Raw genomic sequence first — 18,568 nt, forward strand, 5'->3', positions numbered from 1 at the left:
ATGAGCGCGCCGGTTCTCGCGCTCCCGCGCCGCCGCCCGTCCGCCGCCGCGCTCCGGACGGCGGCGCCGGTCCTGCTGCCGCTCCTGCTGCTCGCCCTGCTCGCGCTGGCCGTGCTGGCGCCGGGGCTGCTCGCCGGGGCGGACCCGCTGGCCGCCGACCCGCTCGGCGCGCTGTCCCCGCCGGGCGGCGCGCACCCGCTCGGCACCGACCATCTCGGCCGGGACGTGCTCGCCCGCGTCGTCCACGGCGCCCGGCACTCGATCAGCATCGGCGTCGGGGCCACCCTGCTCGCGGTCGTGACGGGCGCGCTGCTCGGGCTGGCCGCCGGGCTGTCGCCGAAATGGCTGGACGAGGCCCTGGCCCGCTCGTTCGACGTGCTGTCCACGCTGCCCGAGCTGCTGCTCGCGCTGCTCGTCGTGGCGATCACCGGGCCGGGCACGGTCAACGTGATCCTCGCGATCGCCGTCGCGCAGATCCCCAACTACGCCCGCGTGGTCCGCGCCCAGACCTTCGTGGTGCGCCGATCGGGGTACGTGGAGCAGGCCCGCACGTCCGGTCGCCCGCCCGCGGCGATCACGTTCGGGCACGTGCTGCCGAACGTGCTCGGGCCCGTCCCCGTGCTGGCCACGATCGGGCTCGGCACGGCGGTCATCGCGGGCTCGGGGCTCAGCTTCCTCGGCATGGGGCCGCAACCGCCGGCCGCCGAATGGGGGGCGATGCTCTCCGAGGGCCGCAACTACCTGCGCGTCGCCTGGTGGGAGGCGCTGTTCCCGGGCCTGGCGATCACGCTGACCGTGGTCTGCCTGACCGTCGTCGGACGCCGGCTGCAACGCCGTTTCGAAGGGAGGACCCCATGACCGCCGTCCGGGACGAAGGCACCGCGCCCGCCGTGGCCCGGCCCGCCGGCTCCGCGCTGGTCGCCGTGGAGGACCTGCGGGTGAGCTTCGGCGACGCCGAGGTCGTCCACGGGATCTCGTTGTCGGTCGCGGCCGGGGAGTGCGTGGCGATCGTGGGGGAGTCGGGGTCGGGCAAGAGCGTCACCGCGCGCACCCTGCTGGGGCTGACCGGGCCGGGCTCGTCCGTGACGGCCTCGGCGTTCACGGTCGCCGGGCGGGACGCGCTCGCGTTCGGCGAGCGGGAGTGGCGGCGGCTGCGCGGCCGGTTCGCCGGGCTGGTGCTCCAGGACGCGCTGGTCTCGCTCGACCCGCTGCGCACCGTCGGCGCGGAGATCGCCGAGGTGCTGGCCACGCACGACGTCGTGCCCCGCGCCCGGCGCGCGGAGCGGGTGCTCGACCTGCTGGCGGCGGTCGGCGTGCCGGAGCCCGCCCTGCGGGCCGGGCAGCGGCCGCACCAGCTCTCGGGCGGGCTGCGGCAGCGCGTGCTGATCGCCTCGGCCATCGCGGCCGACCCCGAGCTGATCATCGCCGACGAGCCCACGACGGCGCTCGACGTCACCGTGCAGGCCCAGGTCCTGCGGCTGCTGGCCGAACGCAAGGCGGCCGGCACGGCGTTGCTGCTGATCAGCCATGATCTGGCGGTCGTGTCCTCGATCGCCGACCGCGTCCTGGTGATGAAGGAGGGCCGGGTCGTCGAGGAGGGCCGGACGCGGGACGTGCTGGGCACCCCGGCCCACCCGTACACGCGCACGCTGCTGGCCGCCGTGCCGTCGGCGGCCTCCCGGGGCTCCCGGCTCACCGCCGGCCCGCCCATCGCCGTACGCGAGCCGAACCCGTATGCCCGGGTGCTGGCCGGTACGGGCCTCACCCGCGCGTACGGGCGGCGGGTGGTGGTCGACCACGTCTCCTTCACCCTGCACGAGGGCGAGACGCTGGGCGTCGTCGGCGAGTCCGGCTCCGGCAAGAGCACGCTCGCCCGGCTGGTCCTGGCCCTGCTGGAGCCCGACGCGGGCCGGGTCAGCCTGCACGGACGCCCCTGGAGCGACCTGCCGGAGAGCCGCCGCCGCCCGCTGCGGCCCCGGATCCAGCTCGTCTCGCAGGACCCGCTGGGCTCCTTCGACCCCCGCCACACCGTGGGCCGCCTGGTCGCCGAGCCGTTGCGGCTGCCGCGCGGCGAACGCCGGGCCCGCGTGCTCGACCTGCTGGCCCGGGTCGGCCTGCCGCCGGGGACGGCCGACCGCCGTCCCCGCGAGCTGTCCGGCGGCCAGCGTCAGCGCGTGGCCATCGCGCGGGCCCTGGGGCCCCGCCCCGACGTGCTGGTCTGCGACGAGCCGGTCTCCGCGCTCGACGTCTCGATCCAGGCGCAGGTGCTCGACCTGCTCGCCGGGATCCAGGCCGAGGACGGCACGGCGATGGTGTTCATCTCCCACGACCTGGGCGTCGTGCACCACGTCAGCCACCGCGTGCTGGTCATGAAGGACGGCCAGGTCGTGGAGGAGGGCGAGGTCGGAGAGGTGTTCACCCGCCCGCGTCACGCCTACACCGAGGCCCTGGTGGCTTCGGTGCCGCGTTTGCTGTAGCCTTTTCCTACTTTTTAGGTATGTTTTGTCTGAAAGGCAGTACCCCCATGTCCTCATCCAACCTGCGCACCGCAGCCGTCATGCTCGCCGTCGTTGGGCTCCTCGGCGCCTGTGGTGGTCAAGGGGGTGCTGCCGGCGCGGCGCCGTCCAGCGATCAGCCGGTCTACGGCGGCACGCTGACCTACCTGGAGCACCAGCCGCCCACCTGCCTCTACCTGCCGGCCGCCGGCTTCTATCCCAACGGCGGCATCCTCAACCAGATCACCGACAAGCTGACCTGGCAGAACCCGCAGACCCTGGAGATCGAGCCCTGGATCGCCACCAAGTGGGAGGTGAACAAGGACGCCACCGAGTACACCTTCCACCTGCGCCAGGGCGTGACCTTCAGCGACGGCAGCCCCCTCGACGCCGCCGCCGTCGCCGCCAACTTCGACGTGTACGGCCTCGGGAACACCGAGCTCAAGCTGCCGGTCGCCGAGTTCGTCAACAACTACGAGCGCAGTGAGGTCGTCGACCCGCTGACCGTCAAGTTCCACTTCAAGAAGCCCTCGCCCGGGTTCCTCCAGGGCACCTCGGTCATCGGGGCCGGGCTGGTGTCGAAGAAGACGATCTCGCTGCCGTACGAGCAGCAGTGCCAGCTCAAGAACATCGTCGGCTCGGGCCCCTTCACGCTGAAGAACCAGATCGTCGACAAGGAGGTGGACCTGGCCGCGCGCAAGGACTACGACTGGGCGCCGCCCTCCTCCAAGCACCAGGGACGGGCGTACCTGGACGAGATCAAAATCATCGTGACGCCCGAGGACAACGTCCGGGTCGGCGCGCTGACCTCCGGCCAGGCCGACTTCGTGCGCTACGTCCAGGCCTACGACGAGAAGACGGTCAAGGACGCGGGCTTCCAGATCTACGCCGAGCCGACCAGGGGCGTGAACAACGGCCTGTACCTGCGGCCGTCCAACAGCATCCTGAAGGACCTCGACGTGCGCAAGGCGCTCCAGGCGGGCACCGACGTCAAGGAGGTCGTGGACACCCTGTTCACCGCGAGCTACCCGCGCGCCACCTCCGTGCTCAGCCACCTCGCCCAGGGCTACGTCGATCTGTCGAAGGACCTGGCCTACGACCCGGTCAAGGCCGGCGAGCTGCTCGACAAGGCCGGCTGGACCAAGGGCGCCGACGGCGTGCGCGAGAAGGGCGGCGTCAAGCTGCGGCTGGGCGTCTTCGTGGCCGGGCCGCAGCCGCTGTCCAAGCAGACGCTCGAACTCGTCGGCCAGCAGTGGGCCAAGCTCGGCGTGCAACTGGAGATCCGCCCCGCCGACGCCGGCACCCAGGCCGTCGACATCAAGGACGCCGAGAAGACCGCCGTCGCGCACAGCATGGTCGGCCGCGCCGACCAGGACGTCATCAAGAGCCACTTCCACAGCCAGAACCGCGACGTCATCCTCTCCAAGGACAAGAAGCTCGACACCCTGCTGGAGGAGGAGTCCGCCGAGCCCGACAACGCCGAGCGCAACGCCAAGGTCGCCGAGATCCAGCGCTACGTGATCGACCAGGGCTACGCCATCCCCCTGTTCGAGGAGCCCCAGGTGTACGGCGGCGCGCCGTACGTCAAGGGCGTGGCCTTCGAGGCGGTCGCCCGCCCGTGGTTCTACTCGGCCTGGAAGACGCAGCAATGACCAGGTACCTCCTGACGAGGGCCGGGCAGGCGGTGCTCGTGCTGTGGGCCGCCTTCACCGCGAGCTACGTGCTGCTGCAACTGCTGCCCGGCGACTCGATCCTGATCAAGTTCCAGAACCCTGAGCTCGGCCTGTCGCCGCAGCAGATCGCCGACATCCGGGCGTACTACAGCGGCGGCTCGCCGATCGGCGAGTACCTGCGCACCCTGTCCGGCTTCCTGACCGGCGGATTCGGCTACTCGATCGACACCGGCACCCCCGTGGTCGAGCGCCTGGGCGAGGCGCTGCCCGAGACGGCCCGGCTGGCCTCGGCGGCGTTCGCGCTGGCGGTGCTGCTCGCCGTGGTGATCGCCTTCGTGGCGAGCTACAGCAGGACGTCGTGGCTGCGCGGGGCGCTGCTGTCGGTGCCGTCGCTGTTCATCTCGGTCCCGGCGTTCTGGCTGGGGATCCTGCTGATCCAGGTCTTCTCCTTCCGGCTGCGGCTGGTGCCGGTCATCGGCGGCGGCGAGCTCCAGCAGCTCGTCCTGCCGGTGGTGACGCTGGCCGTGCCGATCTCGGCGCCCATCGCGCAGGTGCTGGCGCGCGGCATCGACCAGGTGTACGCGCAGCCGTTCGTGCCGGTGATCGCGGCCAAGGGCGCCACCCGCTGGTGGATCCTGTGGCGGCACGTGGCGCGCAACGCCGTGCTGCCGACGCTGACCGTGGCGGGCCTGACGTTCGGCGAGCTGATCGCGGGCTCGGTCGTGACGGAGACCGTCTTCGGCCGCAACGGCATCGGGCGGCTCACCGAGCAGGCCGTCACCGCCCAGGACACGCCGGTGATGCTGGCCGTCGTGGTGCTCGCCGCGGCGGTGTTCGTCCTGGTCAACCTGGTCGTGGACGTGTTGTTCCCGGTGCTCGACCCGCGGCTGAAGGCGGCGTCGTGAGGGCCGGCCTGATCCTGTCCTGGACGGTGATCGCCGTGGTGCTGCTGTGGGCGGTCGTCCCTGGCCTGTTCACCGGGTACGACCCGATCGCCGGCGTGCCGGTCGAGAAGCTCCAGGCCCCGAGCGGGCAGCACCTGTTCGGCACCGACGCCGTCGGGCGTGACGTGTTCGCGCGGGTGGTGCACGGAGCCGTGAACTCGCTGTCGGGGGCGTTCGTCGCCGTCGCGGTCGGCCTGCTGCTCGGCACGCTGCTCGGGCTGCTGGCCGGCTCGCTCGGCGGGGTGACCGACGCCGCCGTCATGCGGGTCGTGGACGTGCTGCTGTCGGTCCCCGGCCTGCTCCTGGCCCTGGTCGTGATCATCCTGCTCGGCCCGGGGACGGTGAACGTGGCCGTCGCGGTCGGCGTCGGCTCGGTCGCCGCGTTCGCCCGGCTGTCGCGCTCGGAGGTCGTCCGGGTGCGCCGCACCGACTACGTGGAGGCCGCCTTCGGCAGCGGCGGCCGGTTCACCGCCGTGCTGTGGCGGCACGTGCTGCCCAACTCGCTCGGTCCCGTCGTCGCGCTGGCCGCCCTGCAGTTCGGCGTGGCCATCCTGGCCATCTCGACGCTCGGCTTCCTCGGCTACGGCGCCGAGCCGCCCACCCCCGAGTGGGGGCTGCTCATCGCCGAGGGCCGCAACTACCTGGCCACGTCCTGGTGGCTGACCACGCTGCCCGGGGCCGTGGTGGTCGCGGTCGTGCTCGCCGCCGGCCGGATCAGCCGGTCCATCGCCAAGGAGTCCTCGTGAGCCTGCTCGACGTCCGCGACCTCGCGGTCTCCTACGACGGCCGCCCGGCGGTGCACGGCGTCTCCTTCACCGTCGAGCCGGGCGAGGTCGTCGCGGTCGTCGGCGAGTCGGGGTCCGGCAAGACCACGACCGCGCACTCGATCATCGGCCTGCTGCCGGGCAACGCCTCGCTGGAGCGCGGCAGCGTGCTGCTGGGCGAGAACGACCTGGCGACCTGGTCGCCGCGGCGGATGGAGTCCGTACGCGGGGCGCAGATCGGGCTGGTGCCGCAGGATCCGTCCAACTCCCTCGATCCGGTCAAGACGGTCGGGGCGCAGATCGCCGAGGTGCTGCGCATCCACAAGCGCGGCGACCGGGCCGCCGTCCGGCGCCGGGTGGTCGAACTGCTCACCCGCGTCGGCCTGCCCGACCCCGAGACGCGGGCCCGCCAGTACCCGCACGAGCTGTCCGGCGGCATGCGCCAGCGCGTGCTGATCGCCATCGCCGTCGCGCTCGAACCCCGGCTGATCATCGCCGACGAGCCCACCAGCGCCCTGGACGTCACCGTGCAGCGGCGCATCCTGGACCTCATCGACGACCTGCGCGCCGAGTTCGGCACGGCCGTGCTGCTGGTCACCCACGACCTCGGCGTGGCCGCGAGCCGCTCGGACCGGCTGGTCGTCATGAAGGACGGCCGCGTCGAGGAACAGGGCCCGACCAGGGAGATCCTGGCGGCGCCCGGCGCGGACTACACCCGGCGGCTGCTGCACGACGCCCCCGCGTTGTCGGCCCGTCCCTTCCGCGAGCCGGTGGCCGCCGAGCCCGCGATCGTGGTGCGCGACCTGGTCAAGGAGTTCCGTTCGGGCCGGCGGGCCTTCCGGGCCGTGGACGGCGTCTCGTTCGAGGTGCCGCGCGGCACCACGCACGCCCTGGTCGGGGAGTCGGGATCGGGCAAGACCACCACCGCGCGCATGGTGGTGCGCTTCGCCGAGCCCACGTCGGGAACGGTCACCGTCACCGGGGCCCCCGACGGCCGCGGATTCCGCCGTCACGTCCAGCTCGTCCACCAGAACCCGTACGGGTCGCTGGACCCGAGGCAGTCGATCGCCGACATCGTGGAGGAGCCGTTGCGCAACTTCGGGCTCGGCGACCGGGCCGCCCGCCGAGCCCGCGTCGCGGAACTCCTCGACCGGGTGGCGCTGCCCGCCGACGTGAGCTCCCGCAGGCCGCGCGAGCTGTCGGGCGGGCAGCGGCAGCGGGTGGCCATCGCCCGCGCGCTGGCCGCCGGACCGGAGGTGCTCGTGCTCGACGAGGCCGTCTCGGCGCTGGACGTCACCGTCCAGGCGCAGATCCTCGACCTGCTCGGACAGCTCCAGCGCGACCTCGGCCTGACCTACCTCTTCATCTCGCACGACCTGGCGGTGGTGCGGCAGATCTCACACACCGTCTCCGTCATGAACAAAGGACGCATCGTGGAATCAGGATCCACCCGGCGGGTCTTCACCGACCCGGCCGACGACTACACCCGCGAGCTGCTCGCCGCCATCCCGGAGCCGGTGCGATGAGGCTCGGCTTCTTCACCCGGGTTTTGGACGAGGCGCCTCCGGCCGAGCGCTACCGGCTGGCCGCCGAGCAGATCGCGCACGCGGAGTCGCTCGGGTTCGACACCGCCTGGGTGGCCCAGCACCACTTCGACGGCGAGGAGGGCGGGCTCCCCGCGCCGTTGGTGTTCCTCGCCCACGTGGCGGCCAGGACCAGCCGCATCCGTCTCGGCACCGGCATCATCACCCTCCCGCTGGAGCAGCCCGTCCGGGTGGCCGAGGACACCGCCGTGCTCGACCTGCTCACCGGCGGGCGGCTGGAGGTCGGGGTCGGCAGCGGCGGGACGCCATCGTCGTTCGGGCCGTTCGGGCACGACAGCGGCGACCGCGCCACCCTGTACGCCGAGCACCTGTCGATCCTGCTCAGGGCCTGGTCGGGCGAGGACCTGGGCGGCGGCAACCGGCTCTACCCGCCCGCGCCCCGGCTGGCCGGCGCCGTCTGGGAGGCGACGTTCTCGGTCTCCGGGGGAGCGCGGGCCGGCCGGGCGGGCAACGGGCTGATGCTCTCGCGCACGCAGCCGCGGCCGGCCGACGACCCGCAGGCGACGCTCGCCGACCTGCAACAGCCGATCGTGGACGCCTACCACGAGAACCTGCCGGCGGGCGCCGTCCCGCGCATCGTGGCCTCGCGGACCGCGTTCGTGGCCGACAACAGGGCCGAGGCGCTGCGCCTGGCCGAAGCGGGGCTCGGCCGCCGTCCGCTGCCGTGGGAGCTGCCCGGCGGCGACCTCGACAGCCGCATCGCCGCCTTCGACGTGCACGTGGGCACCCCCCAGGACGTCATCGACAGCCTGCGCGCCGACCCGACCCTCGAAGGGGTCACCGACCTGGTCTTCCAGGTGCACTCGGTGGACCCGCCGCATCCGCTCGTCCTCCGTTCGATCGAGCTGCTGGCGACCGAGGTCGCGCCCGCGCTCGGCTGGCTCCCCTCCACCGAAATGAGCTCCACATGATCAACGACGTCATCGACCACCTGGCCGGGATAAGACCGGGCTCCCGCCTGGACAAGCTGCGCGACCTGCGGCCCGCCGCCCGCGAGCACGCCCAGCGCGGCTTCGACGCCCTCTTCGTCCCCGACGAGGAGGGCGAGGTCACCCTCGTCGAACGGGACGCGGTCGCGGCCTTCGTGGCCGGGCTGCACCGCGACGCCGTCGTCGCCGGCTTCTACGCCGACCGGCTCGCCGAGCTGGCCCCCGGCCTGCTGAAGACCGTCGAGGCGGAGGTCGAGGCGGGCGTCACCACCGGCCCGTACGGGGTCTACGCCGCGCCGCTGGCCGCCGAGAGCGACGAGGGCCTGCGCTACCGGGTACGGAACCCGGACGAGCTGGGCGTCCGGCTCGCCGCCGCGTTCGAGCACGCGCACCTGCTGGTCTTCCGGCCGCGCGAGGCGAGCCGGCAGGCCCTGGACGCGCTGGCCGCGGCGGGCTGGAGCCCGACGGGCGTGGTGACGTTGTCGCAGCTCGTCGCCTTCCTCGCCTTCCAGGTCAGGGTGGTCGGCGGGCTCCGGCTGCTCGGCCAGGAGGTGGCCGCGTGAGCACCGGATTCACCCAGGAACAGCTCGGCTGGAAGCCCTGGCTGCCGCCGCTCGCGCCGGAGGAGCTGACCGAGACCCACCACGAAGCGCTGGTGGACCGGGCGCGGGCGTCGTCGCCGTACTTCCTGCTGCTGGCCCGCGACCCCGAGATCCTGCACGCGCGCACCAAGACCGACAACGACATCTTCTACAACGCCGACGGCGGGCTGCCGCGCGCCGAGCGCGAGCTGGCCGCGACCGCCACCTCGCGGCGCAACGGCTGCGTGTTCTGCGCGTCGGTGCACGCCCGCTTCGCCGCCCACCACTCCAAGCGCCCGCAGGACGTGCAGCGCCTGCTCGACGAGGGGGTGGACGCGCCGCAGGACGACACCTGGCGGGCGGTCGTCGACGCCTCGGTCGCGCTGGCCGCCACGCCCGTCGAGTTCGGGCCCGAGCACCTCGCGGCGCTGCGCGCGGCCGGGCTCGACGACCTGGCGATCAGCGACACCATCCACGCCGCCGCCTTCTTCAACTGGGCGAACCGGCTCATGCTCTCACTCGGCGAACCGGAGGACCACCGATGACCGACCGTCACCTCGACCACCTCGTCTATGCCGTTCCCGACCTGCTCAAGGGGGTTGAGGACTTCGCCGCGCGCACCGGCGTGCGGCCCGTCCGGGGCGGCAGCCATCCCGGGGGCACCGCGAACTACCTGGTGCGTTTCGGGCCGGACGCGTACCTGGAGATCATCGGGCCGGACCCGGAGTCGGAGGTGCGGCCGAGGGCGTTCGGGCTGGAGACGCTGACCGAACCCCGCCTGGCCGCCTGGGCCGTGCATCCGCGGGACCTCGACAAGACCGTGGAGCTGGCCCGCGAGCGTGGCTACGACCCCGGTGACGTGCAGCCGCTGTCCCGGCGCACCCCGTCCGGGGAGCTGCTGGAGTGGCGGCTCACCCGGCGCGAGGACCCGGCCGCGGTCCGGCCGGTGCCCTTCCTCATCGACTGGGGCTCGACCACCCATCCGGCCGCCACGGACCTGCCGCTGGTCGGCCTGGTCTCCTTCGCCGCCGTCCACCCCGACCCCGGCGCGCTCCGCCGCGACCTGGCCGCGCTCGACGTGACGCTCGACGTCACCGAGGGGCCCGAGCCCGCCCTGCGGGCCGTCATCGACACCCCGCTCGGCCACGTGACCCTGAGCTGACCCCCTTCCGGAGAGAAAGACCCATGAGCACCCTTCGCGAGTACCTGTCGCACAAGCGCGCCGCCCTGCTGGCCCGCTGGGAGGCCCCGGCGGGCGGCCCGGTGCCGCTGCACGCCCACGTCACGGCCGAGGGCCGCAGCGGGATCCGGCGCATCAGGATCAGGGACTTCCAGATCATCAGCGACAGCGGCCCCGACTTCGCCGGCTACGACCTCGGCCCCGGCTCGCCCGAGCTCCAGGCCGGCGTCCTGGGCAGCTGCGTGACGCACATCTTCCTGATCAAGGCGGCCGAGCTGGAGGTGCCGATCGACTCCCTGGAGGTGGACGTCCGCGCCGAGTACGACCCCAAGGCCCAGCTCCCGGGCGACCAGGGCGTCCCGGTGTCCCCGCACAACTTCACCTACGAGGTGCAGATCAGCTCGCCCGCCTCCGACGAGGAGCTGGCCGGGCTGCACGCCGAGGTCGAGCGGGTGTGCCCGATCCTCAACCTGATCCGCAACCCGCAGCAGATCAGCGGCTCGATCGTGCGGGTGGCGGACCCCGCCGAGCTGCCCGTCGCCTAGCGGGACGGCCCCGCCCCCGGGGGGCGGGGCTCTCAGCCGGCCGTGAAGCCGGAGAACAGCGCCAGGGCCAGGGCCAGCGCGACGACCACGTTGACCACCGTCGCGGCGGCGAACACGGCGACCGGCCTCCATCCGGCCTCACGCAGCGCCGACACCCGGAACTCCAGCCCGATGCTGACGAACGCCAGGATCAGGAACCAGGTCCGCAGGTCGTTGGCGACCCCGATGACCGCCTTGCCCTCGCCCGCGGCGACCGTCGTCAGCCACCAGGTGGCGACCACGGACGCGGCGACGAACCCGAGCACGAACTTCGGGAAGCGCCGCCACAACTCGATCAGGCCGGGCCGTTCGGCGTCGGCCCGCCGCTCGACCCGGAAGGCGAACCAGGCGGTCAGCGCGACCACGACGACGCCGATGAGCGCGTTCTGGGTGACCTTGACGATCGTGGCGATGGCGAGGGCGTCCTCGCCCGCGATCGTCCCGGCGGCGGTGACGGCGGCGGTGGTGTCGATGTTGCCGCCGATCCAGGCCCCCGCCACCTCGGGCGGGAGCCCGAGCAGCGAGGCCAGGGCGGGCAGGACGAAGATCGACGGCAGCGCGAACGCGATCACCAGGCTGGCGCTGTAGGCGAGCTGCTCCTTCCTGGCCTGGACGGCCCCCGCCGCCGCGATGGCCGCGCTGACCCCGCAGATCGACACGGCCGACGACAGCAGCGCGCGCAGCCGGTCGTCGAGCCCGAGCCGTCCGCCGAGCCACCAGGTGAACAGGAACACCGTGCTGATCAGCACGATCGCCTGGACCACGGCCGGTCCGGCGGCGGTCACGATCACCTTGAGGTTGATGGACGCGCCGAGCAGGACCAGCCCGGTCTTGATGAAGAACTCGGTGCGGAACCCGCCGGACAGCCGCTCCCGCAGCCCGGACGCGGTGAGCAGCGCGTTGCCGAGCAGCCCGAGCGCGATCGCGTAGACCGGGAACTCGACGGCCTTGGCCAGGCCGGACCCGGGGAACCAGCCGGGGACGCCCTTCTCCAGGACACGGGTGGCGGCGGCCAGCACGAGCACGACCAGGACGCCGAGCGCTGTCCCGTGCCAGGTGGCGCGGGTGTCGGTGACGGTGCTCATCAGGGCACCAGCCCGACGGGGATGACGCCGGTGAGGACGAGGACGAGCAGGACCAGGCCGACGGCCGTGGCGGCCCAGTCCTCGTTGACCGCGACGCGGCTCTCGCGCCCGGTGGGAGATTCGTCGGTGCTCATGTGCGTGCCTTTCACATCGGGGGGTGAGACGTGAAAGGCGTGGTCAGGTGCCTTTCACATCAGGGGTGGGACGTGCGGGCGGGGCCCAGCCAACCCCGCCCGCACTGGCTTCGGCCGATCCGCGAGGCCCCGGCCACGGCGACGTTCGTGGCCGGGGCGGCCCCGGGGAGGGTCAGGCGGCGATCGGCGAGTAGGTCGCGGCGTCGCCGCTCAGTGCGGTGCTGGTCCGGCCGTCCACGCCCACCGGCAGGTCGCCGGCGATCGTGACCCGGTGCAGGCGGCGGGGACGGTCGCCGAAGTCGTGCACCACGCGGTGCTGGGTGGCCCGGTTGTCCCAGATCGCCACGTCGCCGGGCGACCAGCGCCAGCGCACGGTGTTCTCCACCTCGGTGACGTGCTCCTGGACCAGCCGGATGATCGAGCCGGACGTGTGCCCCGACAGGCCGCTCAGCCGCTTGGCGAAGTCGCCGAGCAGGATCGAGCGCTCGCCGGTCTCCGGATGCACGCGCACGACCGGGTGCTCGGTCTCGAACAGGGTGGAGGTGAACGCCTCGGCGTGCTCGCGGGCCCGCTCGTCGACGGTGGCGGCGCGGACGTAGTCGTACTGGTTGGTGTGCACGGCGCGCAGCCGGTCGAGCAGGTCGCGCAGCTCGGCGGGCAGATTGTCGTACGCGCTGACGGTGTTGGCCCACAACGTGTCGCCGCCGGCCTCCGGCACGACGACCGCGCGCAGCACCGAGGCGAGCGGCGGCCGGTCCACGAAGGTCACGTCGGTGTGCCAGCGGTCGACCTTGTGGCCGTTGCTGTAGTCGAGGTCCAGGATGTGGGCGTTGCCGTGCAGCGCGGGCACGGTCGGGTGGGCGGCGGTCGGCTCGCCGAGCAGCCGGGCGAAGCCCACCTGGCCCTGCTCGTCGAGGTGCTCCTGACCGCGCAGGAAGATCACTTTGTGGGTGAGGAGGGCCTGGCGGAGCTCGGCCACGACGTCGGGGCGCAGGTCGGGGGCGAGCCGCACACCGGTGATCTCGGCTCCTATACGGCCGGCCACGGGGGTGATGGTGAGGGATGGCAGGGATGGCATGGCGTCCTTCCTTCCGTACGCCTCCACCGTAGATAAAAACCAACTAAATTGGTAGGGCTTGACGGAATACGATCACCGTGCTGGGCTGAAAGACGTTTCACGGACGCCAGAAAGGACTCGGCATGCCTGTGGAGTTTCTCGGTATCGGCGGCACCAACGACGGCTCGGAGACCTCACCCCGCTCGGGCCCGTCCTTCGACAAGCAGTACACGCTCCGGCTCGCGCGGGCCCACCAGGAGCACGGCTGGGACCGGGTGCTGTTCGCCTACGGCTCCGGCTCGCCCGACCCGGCCCAGGTGGCCGCGTACGTCGCGAGCAGGGTCGAGGACCTGGGGATCCTGCTGGCCCACCGGCCGAACGTGTCCTACCCGACGTACGCGCTCAAGACCTTCGCCACCCTCGACCAGATCAGCGACGGCCGCCTGACCGTGCACTTCATCACCGGCGGCAACGACCACGAGCAGGGCAGGGAGGGCGACCGCCTGACCAAGGACGAGCGGTACGCCAGGACCGGGGAGTACATCCGGATCGTCAAGAAGGGGTGGACCTCCAGGGAGCCGTTCGACCACGAGGGCGCCCACTACTCCTTCAGGGACTTCGTCTCCGACGTCTTCCCGGTCCAGCGGCCGCGGCCCCAGGTCTCCTTCGGCGGCTCGTCGCCCGCGGCGTACGCGGCGGGCGGGGCCGAGGCCGACGTCTACTGCCTGTGGGGCGAGCCGCTGGCCGAGACCGCGCAGCAGATCGCCTCGGTCAAGGAGGCGGCCCGCGCGGCCGGGCGGGCCGACGTGCCGCGCATCCAGGTGGCCTTCCGGCCGATCATCGCGCCCACCGAGGAACTGGCCTGGGAGAAGGCGCACCGGATCCTGGGCGAGCTGCGCCAGGGCGGGTCGAGCCCGCGGCGGCGTCCCTCGGGCCCGCCGCAGAACGCCGGGTCGCGGCGGCTGCTGGAGGTGGCCGCCAGGGGCGAGCGGCACGACCGCGCCCTGTGGACGCCCACCGCGGCGGCCACCGGCGGCGCGGGCAACTCCACCGCCCTCGTCGGCACCCCGGAGACGGTGGCGCGGGCCCTGCTCGACTACTACGACCTGGGCGTGGAGATCCTCTCGGCGCGCGGCTACGCGATCCTGGACGACGCCGTCGACTTCGGCCGGCACGTCATCCCGCTCGTCCGCGCGGAAGTGGCCAGACGCGACGCCGAGCGCGCCGCCCGCGACCAGGCCGCGCGCACCGACCACGACGAGGCCGCGCGCACCGGCCGCGGCGAAGCCGGGCGTGCGGACCATGACGCTGCATGACACGGCCGCGGCCGTGCCCGCCGCCGGGCGGCAGGAGGCCGCGCCGAAGGTCGTGACCGCCCGCCACCCGTTACGGGCGGCGGCCGCGCTCGGCGTCCTGGTGCTGCTGGCGATGGCGGCCAACGCCCTGGTCACCAACCCGGCGTGGGATTGGGACGTCGTCGGGACGTACCTGTTCGCGCCCTCGGTCGTGCGCTCGGTGCTGCTGACGCTGGAGCTGACCGGGCTGGGCATCGGGCTCGGGTTCGGGCTCGGCACCCTGCTCGCCCTCATGCGCCTGTCGTCCAACCGGCTGCTGTCGTCGGTGGCGTGGGGGTACGTGTGGTTGTTCCGCTCGGTGCCGCTGATCCTGCAACTGCTGTTCTGGTACAACCTGGCGCTGCTGTACCCGAGGTTGTCGTTCGGGGTGCCGTTCGGGCCCGCCTTCTTCGACGTCGGCACGATGGACCTGATCGGGCCGGTCACGGCCGCCGCGCTCGGGCTGGCGCTGCACCAGGCCGCCTACGCCGCCGAGATCGTCCGCGGCGGCCTGCTGTCGGTCGATCCGGGGCAGCGCCTGGCCGCGGCGGCGCTGGGCATCCCGAGGGTCCGCCGGATGTTCCGGATCATCCTTCCGCAGGCCATGCGGACGATCGTGCCGAACGCCGGGAACGAGATCGTCGGCCTGGTCAAGGGCACCTCGGTGGTCTACATCATGGCCCTGCCCGAGCTGTTCTACCAGGTGCAGGTGATCTACAACCGCAACGGCAGGGTGATGGCGCTGCTGCTGGTCGCGACCGTCTGGTACTTCGTCCTGACCACCACGCTCTCGGTCGTCCAGCACTTCCTGGAACGCCACTACGGCAGGGGCCGCTCATGATGGTGGAACTGGCCGGGGTGCACAAGAGCTTCGGCGCGCTGCACGTCCTCAAGGGCATCGACCTGCGCGTACGGCAGGGCGAGGTGGCGGTGGTGCTCGGCCCGTCCGGCTCGGGCAAGTCCACCCTGCTCCGCGTGATCAACCACCTGGAGAAGGTGGAACGCGGGACGGTCACGGTCGACGGCGAGCTGCTGGGCTACCGGCGGGCCGGCGACAGGCTGTACGAGCTGCCCGAACGCGAGATCCTCCGCCAGCGCACCAGCATCGGCTTCGTCTTCCAGAACTTCAACCTCTTCCCGCACCTGACCGTCAGCCAGAACGTCGCCGAGGCCCCGCTGTCGGCCCGGCGCCGGCCGCGCGGCGAGGTGGCCGAGCTGACCGCCCGCCTGCTCGACCGGGTCGGGCTGGCCGACAAGGCGGCGGCCTACCCGCGCACGCTCTCCGGCGGCCAGCAGCAGCGCGTCGCCATCGCCAGGGCGCTGGCCCTGGAGCCCAAGGTGGTGCTGTTCGACGAGCCCACCTCCGCCCTCGACCCCGAGCTCGTCGGCGAGGTCCTGGAGGTCATGAAGGACCTGGCCCGCAGCGGCACCACCATGATCGTCGTCACGCACGAGGTCGGCTTCGCCCGGGAGGTGGCCGACACCGTCGTGTTCATGGACGAAGGCCGCATCGTCGAGCGGGGCCCGGCCGCGCAGGTCCTCGACGCCCCGCGCCACGCGCGCACGCGCGCCTTCCTCGGCAAGGTCCTCTGATCACAAGGAACCCTCATGCGTCTGATCGCCGTGCCCGCCCTTTTGCTGCTCCTGTCCGCCACCGTTACCGCCTGCGCCGCCGAGCCCGCGCTGGTCCCGAAGGCCGGCCCGGGGGCCGCCGCCCCCGCGGGCGCCGGCCGCGTCATCGACACCGGCCCCGACCAGAAGCGGGTGCGCACCGGCAAGGTCGCGGGCATCGCCGCCCGGGTGCCCGCCGAGATCGCCCGGGACGGCCGGCTCACCGTCGGCTTCAGCGGCCAGGGCTCGCCGCCGCTGGTCTTCCCGGCCAGTGACGACACCACGCTGATCGGCGTGGAGACCGACCTCGCCCAGCTGGTGGCCGACGTGCTCGGCCTCGAACTGGCCCCGGAGAGCTCGTCCTGGGAGAACCTGTTCCTCGGCGCCAGGTCCGGCAAGTACGAGGTCGTGCTCAACAACGTCACCGTCACCGAGGAGCGCAAGGACGTCTACGACTTCGCGACGTACCGGATCGACCAGCTCGGCTGGCAGGTGCCCGCGTCCAGTCCGATCAGGAAGATCTCCCAGCCGGCCGACGTGGCCGGGCTGCGTGTCTCGGTCGGACCGGGCACCAACCAGGAGAAGATCCTGCTCGACTGGGACGCCCGGAACCGCAGGGCAGGCCTGAAACCGGTCGAGATCCTCTACTACCAGAAGTACGGCGACGTGCTGCTCGCTCTGCGGTCGGGGCGGGTGCAGGCGTATTTCGGCCCCAATCCGTCCATCGCCTACAACATCGCGGTCAGCGGCGGTTCCAGGATCGTGGGCACCGCCTCGGGCGCCGGGCCGGGCCTGCAGGGGCTCATCGCGGCGATGACGAAGAAGGGCAACGGCCTGGTCGGGCCGGTCCACGACGCGCTGAACACGGTGATCGGGAACGGCACGTACCGGCAGGTGCTCGACCGGTGGGGGCTGGGCAACGAGGCGGTCCCCGAGTCCAGGGTCAACCCGCCTGGCCTGCCGAGGCATAACGGTTGAGCGCGCCCGCCTTCGAGGTCCGCCTGGTCGCGCCGGACGATCCCGCCGTCCGGCCGCTGCTGGCGGACCTCGCGCTGGAGTACACGAGCCGGTACGGCGTCAACGACGAGCTGAGCCGGTACCCCGCCGAGGAGTTCGCGCCGCCGGACGGGGCCTTCCTCGTCCTGGTGGTGGGCGGCGAGACCGTGGCGGGAGGCGCGTTCCGCCGCTACGACGCGCACACGGCCGAGCTGAAGCGGGTGTGGACGCATCCCGGACACCGCAGGCGCGGCCTGGGCGCGGTGGTCGTGCGCGAGCTGGAACGCGAGGCTGCCCGCCGCGGCTACCTGCGGATCCACCTGAGCACCGGCCCCCGCCAGCCCGAGGCCGTCGCCCTGTACCTGGCCGGCGGCTACACCCCGCGGTTCGACCCGGACGACCGTCCGGAGCGCGGCCCGCTGCCTTTCGTGAAGAGTCTGTGACCCAGCGTGGGATTGACGGGCGCCCTCTCTTGCTCCTATAAACACTCTAAAGCCACTAAATAAGTGGGAAATAGGGAGAAGAGATGAACGCTCGCAGGGTTCGCGTATCGGTGGCCACCCTGGCCGCCCTGGCGCTCACGACCATGGCGGCCGCCTGTGGGGGCAGCGGCAGCCCTGCGGACAGCGGCGCGAAGAGCGGGGGAGCCGGCACGACGCAGGTGCGTCTTGGCTTCTTCCCCAACATCACCCACGCCACCGCCCTGGTCGGCGTGGAGAAGGGCATCTACGCCAAGCACCTCGGCACCGCGCCCAAGACCAGCACGTTCAACGCCGGCCCGGCCGCGATCGAGGCCGTGTTCTCCGGCGCCATCGACGCCACCTACGTCGGCCCCAACCCGGCCATCAACGCCTGGTCGAAGTCGAAGGGCCAGGCCATCAAGATCGTCGCCGGCGCGGCGTCCGGCGGCGTGTTCCTCGTGGTCAAGCCCGGGATCAACTCGGTGGAGGACCTCAAGGGCAAGAAGATCGCCACCCCGCAGCTCGGCAACACCCAGGACGTCGCGCTGCGCTACTGGCTGACCGAGAAGGGCATCAAGACCGACACCAAGGGCGGTGGCGAGGTCTCGATCGTGCCCCAGGAGAACTCCCAGACCATCCAGACCTTCGCCACCGGCGACATCGACGGCGCCTGGGTGCCCGAGCCGTTCGCCAGCCGCCTGATCAAGGAGAGCGGCGGCAAGGTGCTGGTCGACGAGCGCGACCTGTGGCCGAACAAGCAGTTCGTGATCACCCACCTCATCGTCCGCCAGGAGTGGGCCAAGGAGCACCCCGACCTGCTCAAGAAGCTGATCGAGGCGCACGTCGAAGCCAACGACGTCATCGCCAAGGACCCGGCCGGCGCCGCGCAGACCGCCAACGCCGCCCTGCAGAAGCTGACCGGCAAGCCGCTCAAGCCCGAGGTGCTGGACAGCGCGTTCAAGAACATCACCTTCACCAACGACCCGATCGCCTCGTCGCTGGTGGGCAGCGCCGAGCACGCGACGAAGGTCGGCCTCCTCGACCCGGTCGACCTGAACGGCATCTACGACCTCACGGTCCTCAACGAGGTCCTCGCCGCCAAGGGCCAGCAGGCCATTTCCGACAAGTAGGAGGCG

General features: G+C 72.4%; 20 protein-coding genes. 17 read left to right on the forward strand and 3 right to left on the reverse strand.

Annotated elements, in window-relative coordinates; translation table 11 throughout:
- Genes ACWCSU_RS02800 through ACWCSU_RS02850 form a run of 11 tightly spaced genes read left to right on the forward strand, consistent with a single transcriptional unit; the run spans nt 1 to nt 10,715 of the window.
- On the forward strand, nt 1-858 hold the full coding sequence (locus ACWCSU_RS02800) for an ABC transporter permease (protein ID WP_357702815.1): 858 nt from the start codon (nt 1-3) through the stop codon (nt 856-858).
- Nucleotides 855-2,477: a dipeptide ABC transporter ATP-binding protein gene (locus ACWCSU_RS02805; RefSeq protein ID WP_449933124.1), complete on the forward strand. Its 1,623-nt coding sequence runs from the start codon at nt 855-857 to the stop codon at nt 2,475-2,477. Before ACWCSU_RS02800 ends, ACWCSU_RS02805 begins: the two co-directional genes overlap by 4 nt.
- Before the next feature lie 47 nt (nt 2,478-2,524).
- The gene (locus ACWCSU_RS02810; RefSeq protein WP_364086634.1) at nt 2,525-4,147 is read left to right on the forward strand and encodes a TIGR04028 family ABC transporter substrate-binding protein; all 1,623 of its coding nucleotides are present in this window, start codon (nt 2,525-2,527) and stop codon (nt 4,145-4,147) included.
- Nucleotides 4,144-5,073 carry an ABC transporter permease gene (locus tag ACWCSU_RS02815; RefSeq protein WP_357702809.1) on the forward strand — a complete coding sequence of 310 codons (930 nt, stop codon included), beginning with the start codon at nt 4,144-4,146 and terminating at the stop codon, nt 5,071-5,073. Before ACWCSU_RS02810 ends, ACWCSU_RS02815 begins: the two co-directional genes overlap by 4 nt.
- Nucleotides 5,070-5,858, forward strand: coding sequence for an ABC transporter permease (locus ACWCSU_RS02820; protein WP_357702807.1), 789 nt, complete (start codon nt 5,070-5,072; stop codon nt 5,856-5,858). Before ACWCSU_RS02815 ends, ACWCSU_RS02820 begins: the two co-directional genes overlap by 4 nt.
- Nucleotides 5,855-7,402: a dipeptide ABC transporter ATP-binding protein gene (locus tag ACWCSU_RS02825; RefSeq protein ID WP_449933127.1), complete on the forward strand. Its 1,548-nt coding sequence runs from the start codon at nt 5,855-5,857 to the stop codon at nt 7,400-7,402. The genes ACWCSU_RS02820 and ACWCSU_RS02825 overlap by 4 nt, the downstream gene beginning before the upstream one ends.
- A complete protein-coding gene (locus ACWCSU_RS02830) occupies nt 7,399-8,391 on the forward strand; it encodes a putative FMN-dependent luciferase-like monooxygenase (RefSeq protein WP_449933129.1) in 993 nt (330 codons plus the stop codon). The genes ACWCSU_RS02825 and ACWCSU_RS02830 overlap by 4 nt, the downstream gene beginning before the upstream one ends.
- Nucleotides 8,388-8,972, forward strand: a complete 585-nt coding sequence (locus tag ACWCSU_RS02835; RefSeq protein WP_449933131.1) for a CMD domain protein — start codon at nt 8,388-8,390, stop codon at nt 8,970-8,972. Before ACWCSU_RS02830 ends, ACWCSU_RS02835 begins: the two co-directional genes overlap by 4 nt.
- Nucleotides 8,969-9,535: an alkylhydroperoxidase domain protein gene (locus ACWCSU_RS02840; RefSeq protein WP_449933132.1), complete on the forward strand. Its 567-nt coding sequence runs from the start codon at nt 8,969-8,971 to the stop codon at nt 9,533-9,535. The genes ACWCSU_RS02835 and ACWCSU_RS02840 overlap by 4 nt, the downstream gene beginning before the upstream one ends.
- Entirely contained in the window at nt 9,532-10,152 is a 621-nt protein-coding gene (locus ACWCSU_RS02845; RefSeq protein ID WP_449933134.1) for a VOC family protein, read from the forward strand. Before ACWCSU_RS02840 ends, ACWCSU_RS02845 begins: the two co-directional genes overlap by 4 nt.
- Before the next feature lie 23 nt (nt 10,153-10,175).
- On the forward strand, nt 10,176-10,715 hold the full coding sequence (locus ACWCSU_RS02850) for an OsmC family protein (protein ID WP_449933136.1): 540 nt from the start codon (nt 10,176-10,178) through the stop codon (nt 10,713-10,715).
- Between the two features lie 32 nt (nt 10,716-10,747).
- Here ACWCSU_RS02850 and ACWCSU_RS02855 read toward each other — a convergent pair whose 3' ends face one another.
- The 3 genes from ACWCSU_RS02855 to ACWCSU_RS02865 form a co-directional block, all read right to left on the reverse strand.
- Entirely contained in the window at nt 10,748-11,839 is a 1,092-nt protein-coding gene (locus ACWCSU_RS02855; RefSeq protein WP_449933138.1) for a YeiH family protein, read from the reverse strand.
- Nucleotides 11,839-11,973, reverse strand: a complete 135-nt coding sequence (locus ACWCSU_RS02860; protein ID WP_357702791.1) for a hypothetical protein — start codon at nt 11,971-11,973, stop codon at nt 11,839-11,841. Before ACWCSU_RS02860 ends, ACWCSU_RS02855 begins: the two co-directional genes overlap by 1 nt.
- A 172-nt stretch (nt 11,974-12,145) precedes the next feature.
- The gene (locus ACWCSU_RS02865; protein WP_449933140.1) at nt 12,146-13,051 is read right to left on the reverse strand and encodes a TauD/TfdA dioxygenase family protein; all 906 of its coding nucleotides are present in this window, start codon (nt 13,049-13,051) and stop codon (nt 12,146-12,148) included.
- Between the two features lie 122 nt (nt 13,052-13,173).
- Between ACWCSU_RS02865 and ACWCSU_RS02870 the strand changes: the two genes are divergently transcribed.
- The 6 genes from ACWCSU_RS02870 (at nt 13,174) to ACWCSU_RS02895 (ending at nt 18,562) form a co-directional block, all read left to right on the forward strand.
- Nucleotides 13,174-14,346: an LLM class flavin-dependent oxidoreductase gene (locus ACWCSU_RS02870; RefSeq protein ID WP_449933142.1), complete on the forward strand. Its 1,173-nt coding sequence runs from the start codon at nt 13,174-13,176 to the stop codon at nt 14,344-14,346.
- On the forward strand, nt 14,333-15,205 hold the full coding sequence (locus tag ACWCSU_RS02875) for an amino acid ABC transporter permease (RefSeq protein WP_449933145.1): 873 nt from the start codon (nt 14,333-14,335) through the stop codon (nt 15,203-15,205). Before ACWCSU_RS02870 ends, ACWCSU_RS02875 begins: the two co-directional genes overlap by 14 nt.
- Entirely contained in the window at nt 15,205-15,957 is a 753-nt protein-coding gene (locus ACWCSU_RS02880) for an amino acid ABC transporter ATP-binding protein (RefSeq protein WP_449933722.1), read from the forward strand. The genes ACWCSU_RS02875 and ACWCSU_RS02880 overlap by 1 nt, the downstream gene beginning before the upstream one ends.
- Before the next feature lie 15 nt (nt 15,958-15,972).
- Nucleotides 15,973-16,953, forward strand: coding sequence for an ABC transporter substrate-binding protein (locus ACWCSU_RS02885; RefSeq protein ID WP_449933147.1), 981 nt, complete (start codon nt 15,973-15,975; stop codon nt 16,951-16,953).
- Complete coding sequence (locus ACWCSU_RS02890) at nt 16,950-17,414, forward strand: GNAT family N-acetyltransferase (RefSeq protein WP_357702779.1); 465 nt, start codon at nt 16,950-16,952, stop codon at nt 17,412-17,414. Before ACWCSU_RS02885 ends, ACWCSU_RS02890 begins: the two co-directional genes overlap by 4 nt.
- Nucleotides 17,415-17,497: 83 nt before the next feature.
- Nucleotides 17,498-18,562, forward strand: a complete 1,065-nt coding sequence (locus ACWCSU_RS02895; protein ID WP_357702777.1) for an ABC transporter substrate-binding protein — start codon at nt 17,498-17,500, stop codon at nt 18,560-18,562.
- Nucleotides 18,563-18,568: the final 6 nt, after the last annotated feature.

It is taken from the genome of Nonomuraea sp. NPDC001699, from assembly GCF_053596455.1.

Bases quoted from the DNA above. Each gene is read 5' to 3' on its own strand.
- ACWCSU_RS02860 (WP_357702791.1), bottom strand. From the start codon at position 11,973: ATGAGCACCGACGAATCTCCCACCGGGCGCGAGAGCCGCGTCGCGGTC.
- ACWCSU_RS02865 (WP_449933140.1), bottom strand. From the start codon at position 13,051: ATGCCATCCCTGCCATCCCTCACCATCACCCCCGTGGCCGGCCGTATA.
- ACWCSU_RS02815 (WP_357702809.1), top strand. From the start codon at position 4,144: ATGACCAGGTACCTCCTGACGAGGGCCGGGCAGGCGGTGCTCGTGCTG.
- ACWCSU_RS02855 (WP_449933138.1), bottom strand. From the start codon at position 11,839: ATGAGCACCGTCACCGACACCCGCGCCACCTGGCACGGGACAGCGCTC.
- ACWCSU_RS02805 (WP_449933124.1), top strand. From the start codon at position 855: ATGACCGCCGTCCGGGACGAAGGCACCGCGCCCGCCGTGGCCCGGCCC.
- ACWCSU_RS02830 (WP_449933129.1), top strand. From the start codon at position 7,399: ATGAGGCTCGGCTTCTTCACCCGGGTTTTGGACGAGGCGCCTCCGGCC.
- ACWCSU_RS02880 (WP_449933722.1), top strand. From the start codon at position 15,205: ATGGTGGAACTGGCCGGGGTGCACAAGAGCTTCGGCGCGCTGCACGTC.
- ACWCSU_RS02895 (WP_357702777.1), top strand. From the start codon at position 17,498: ATGAACGCTCGCAGGGTTCGCGTATCGGTGGCCACCCTGGCCGCCCTG.
- ACWCSU_RS02870 (WP_449933142.1), top strand. From the start codon at position 13,174: ATGCCTGTGGAGTTTCTCGGTATCGGCGGCACCAACGACGGCTCGGAG.
- ACWCSU_RS02850 (WP_449933136.1), top strand. From the start codon at position 10,176: ATGAGCACCCTTCGCGAGTACCTGTCGCACAAGCGCGCCGCCCTGCTG.
- ACWCSU_RS02885 (WP_449933147.1), top strand. From the start codon at position 15,973: ATGCGTCTGATCGCCGTGCCCGCCCTTTTGCTGCTCCTGTCCGCCACC.
- ACWCSU_RS02875 (WP_449933145.1), top strand. From the start codon at position 14,333: ATGACGCTGCATGACACGGCCGCGGCCGTGCCCGCCGCCGGGCGGCAG.
- ACWCSU_RS02800 (WP_357702815.1), top strand. From the start codon at position 1: ATGAGCGCGCCGGTTCTCGCGCTCCCGCGCCGCCGCCCGTCCGCCGCC.
- ACWCSU_RS02845 (WP_449933134.1), top strand. From the start codon at position 9,532: ATGACCGACCGTCACCTCGACCACCTCGTCTATGCCGTTCCCGACCTG.
- ACWCSU_RS02835 (WP_449933131.1), top strand. From the start codon at position 8,388: ATGATCAACGACGTCATCGACCACCTGGCCGGGATAAGACCGGGCTCC.
- ACWCSU_RS02810 (WP_364086634.1), top strand. From the start codon at position 2,525: ATGTCCTCATCCAACCTGCGCACCGCAGCCGTCATGCTCGCCGTCGTT.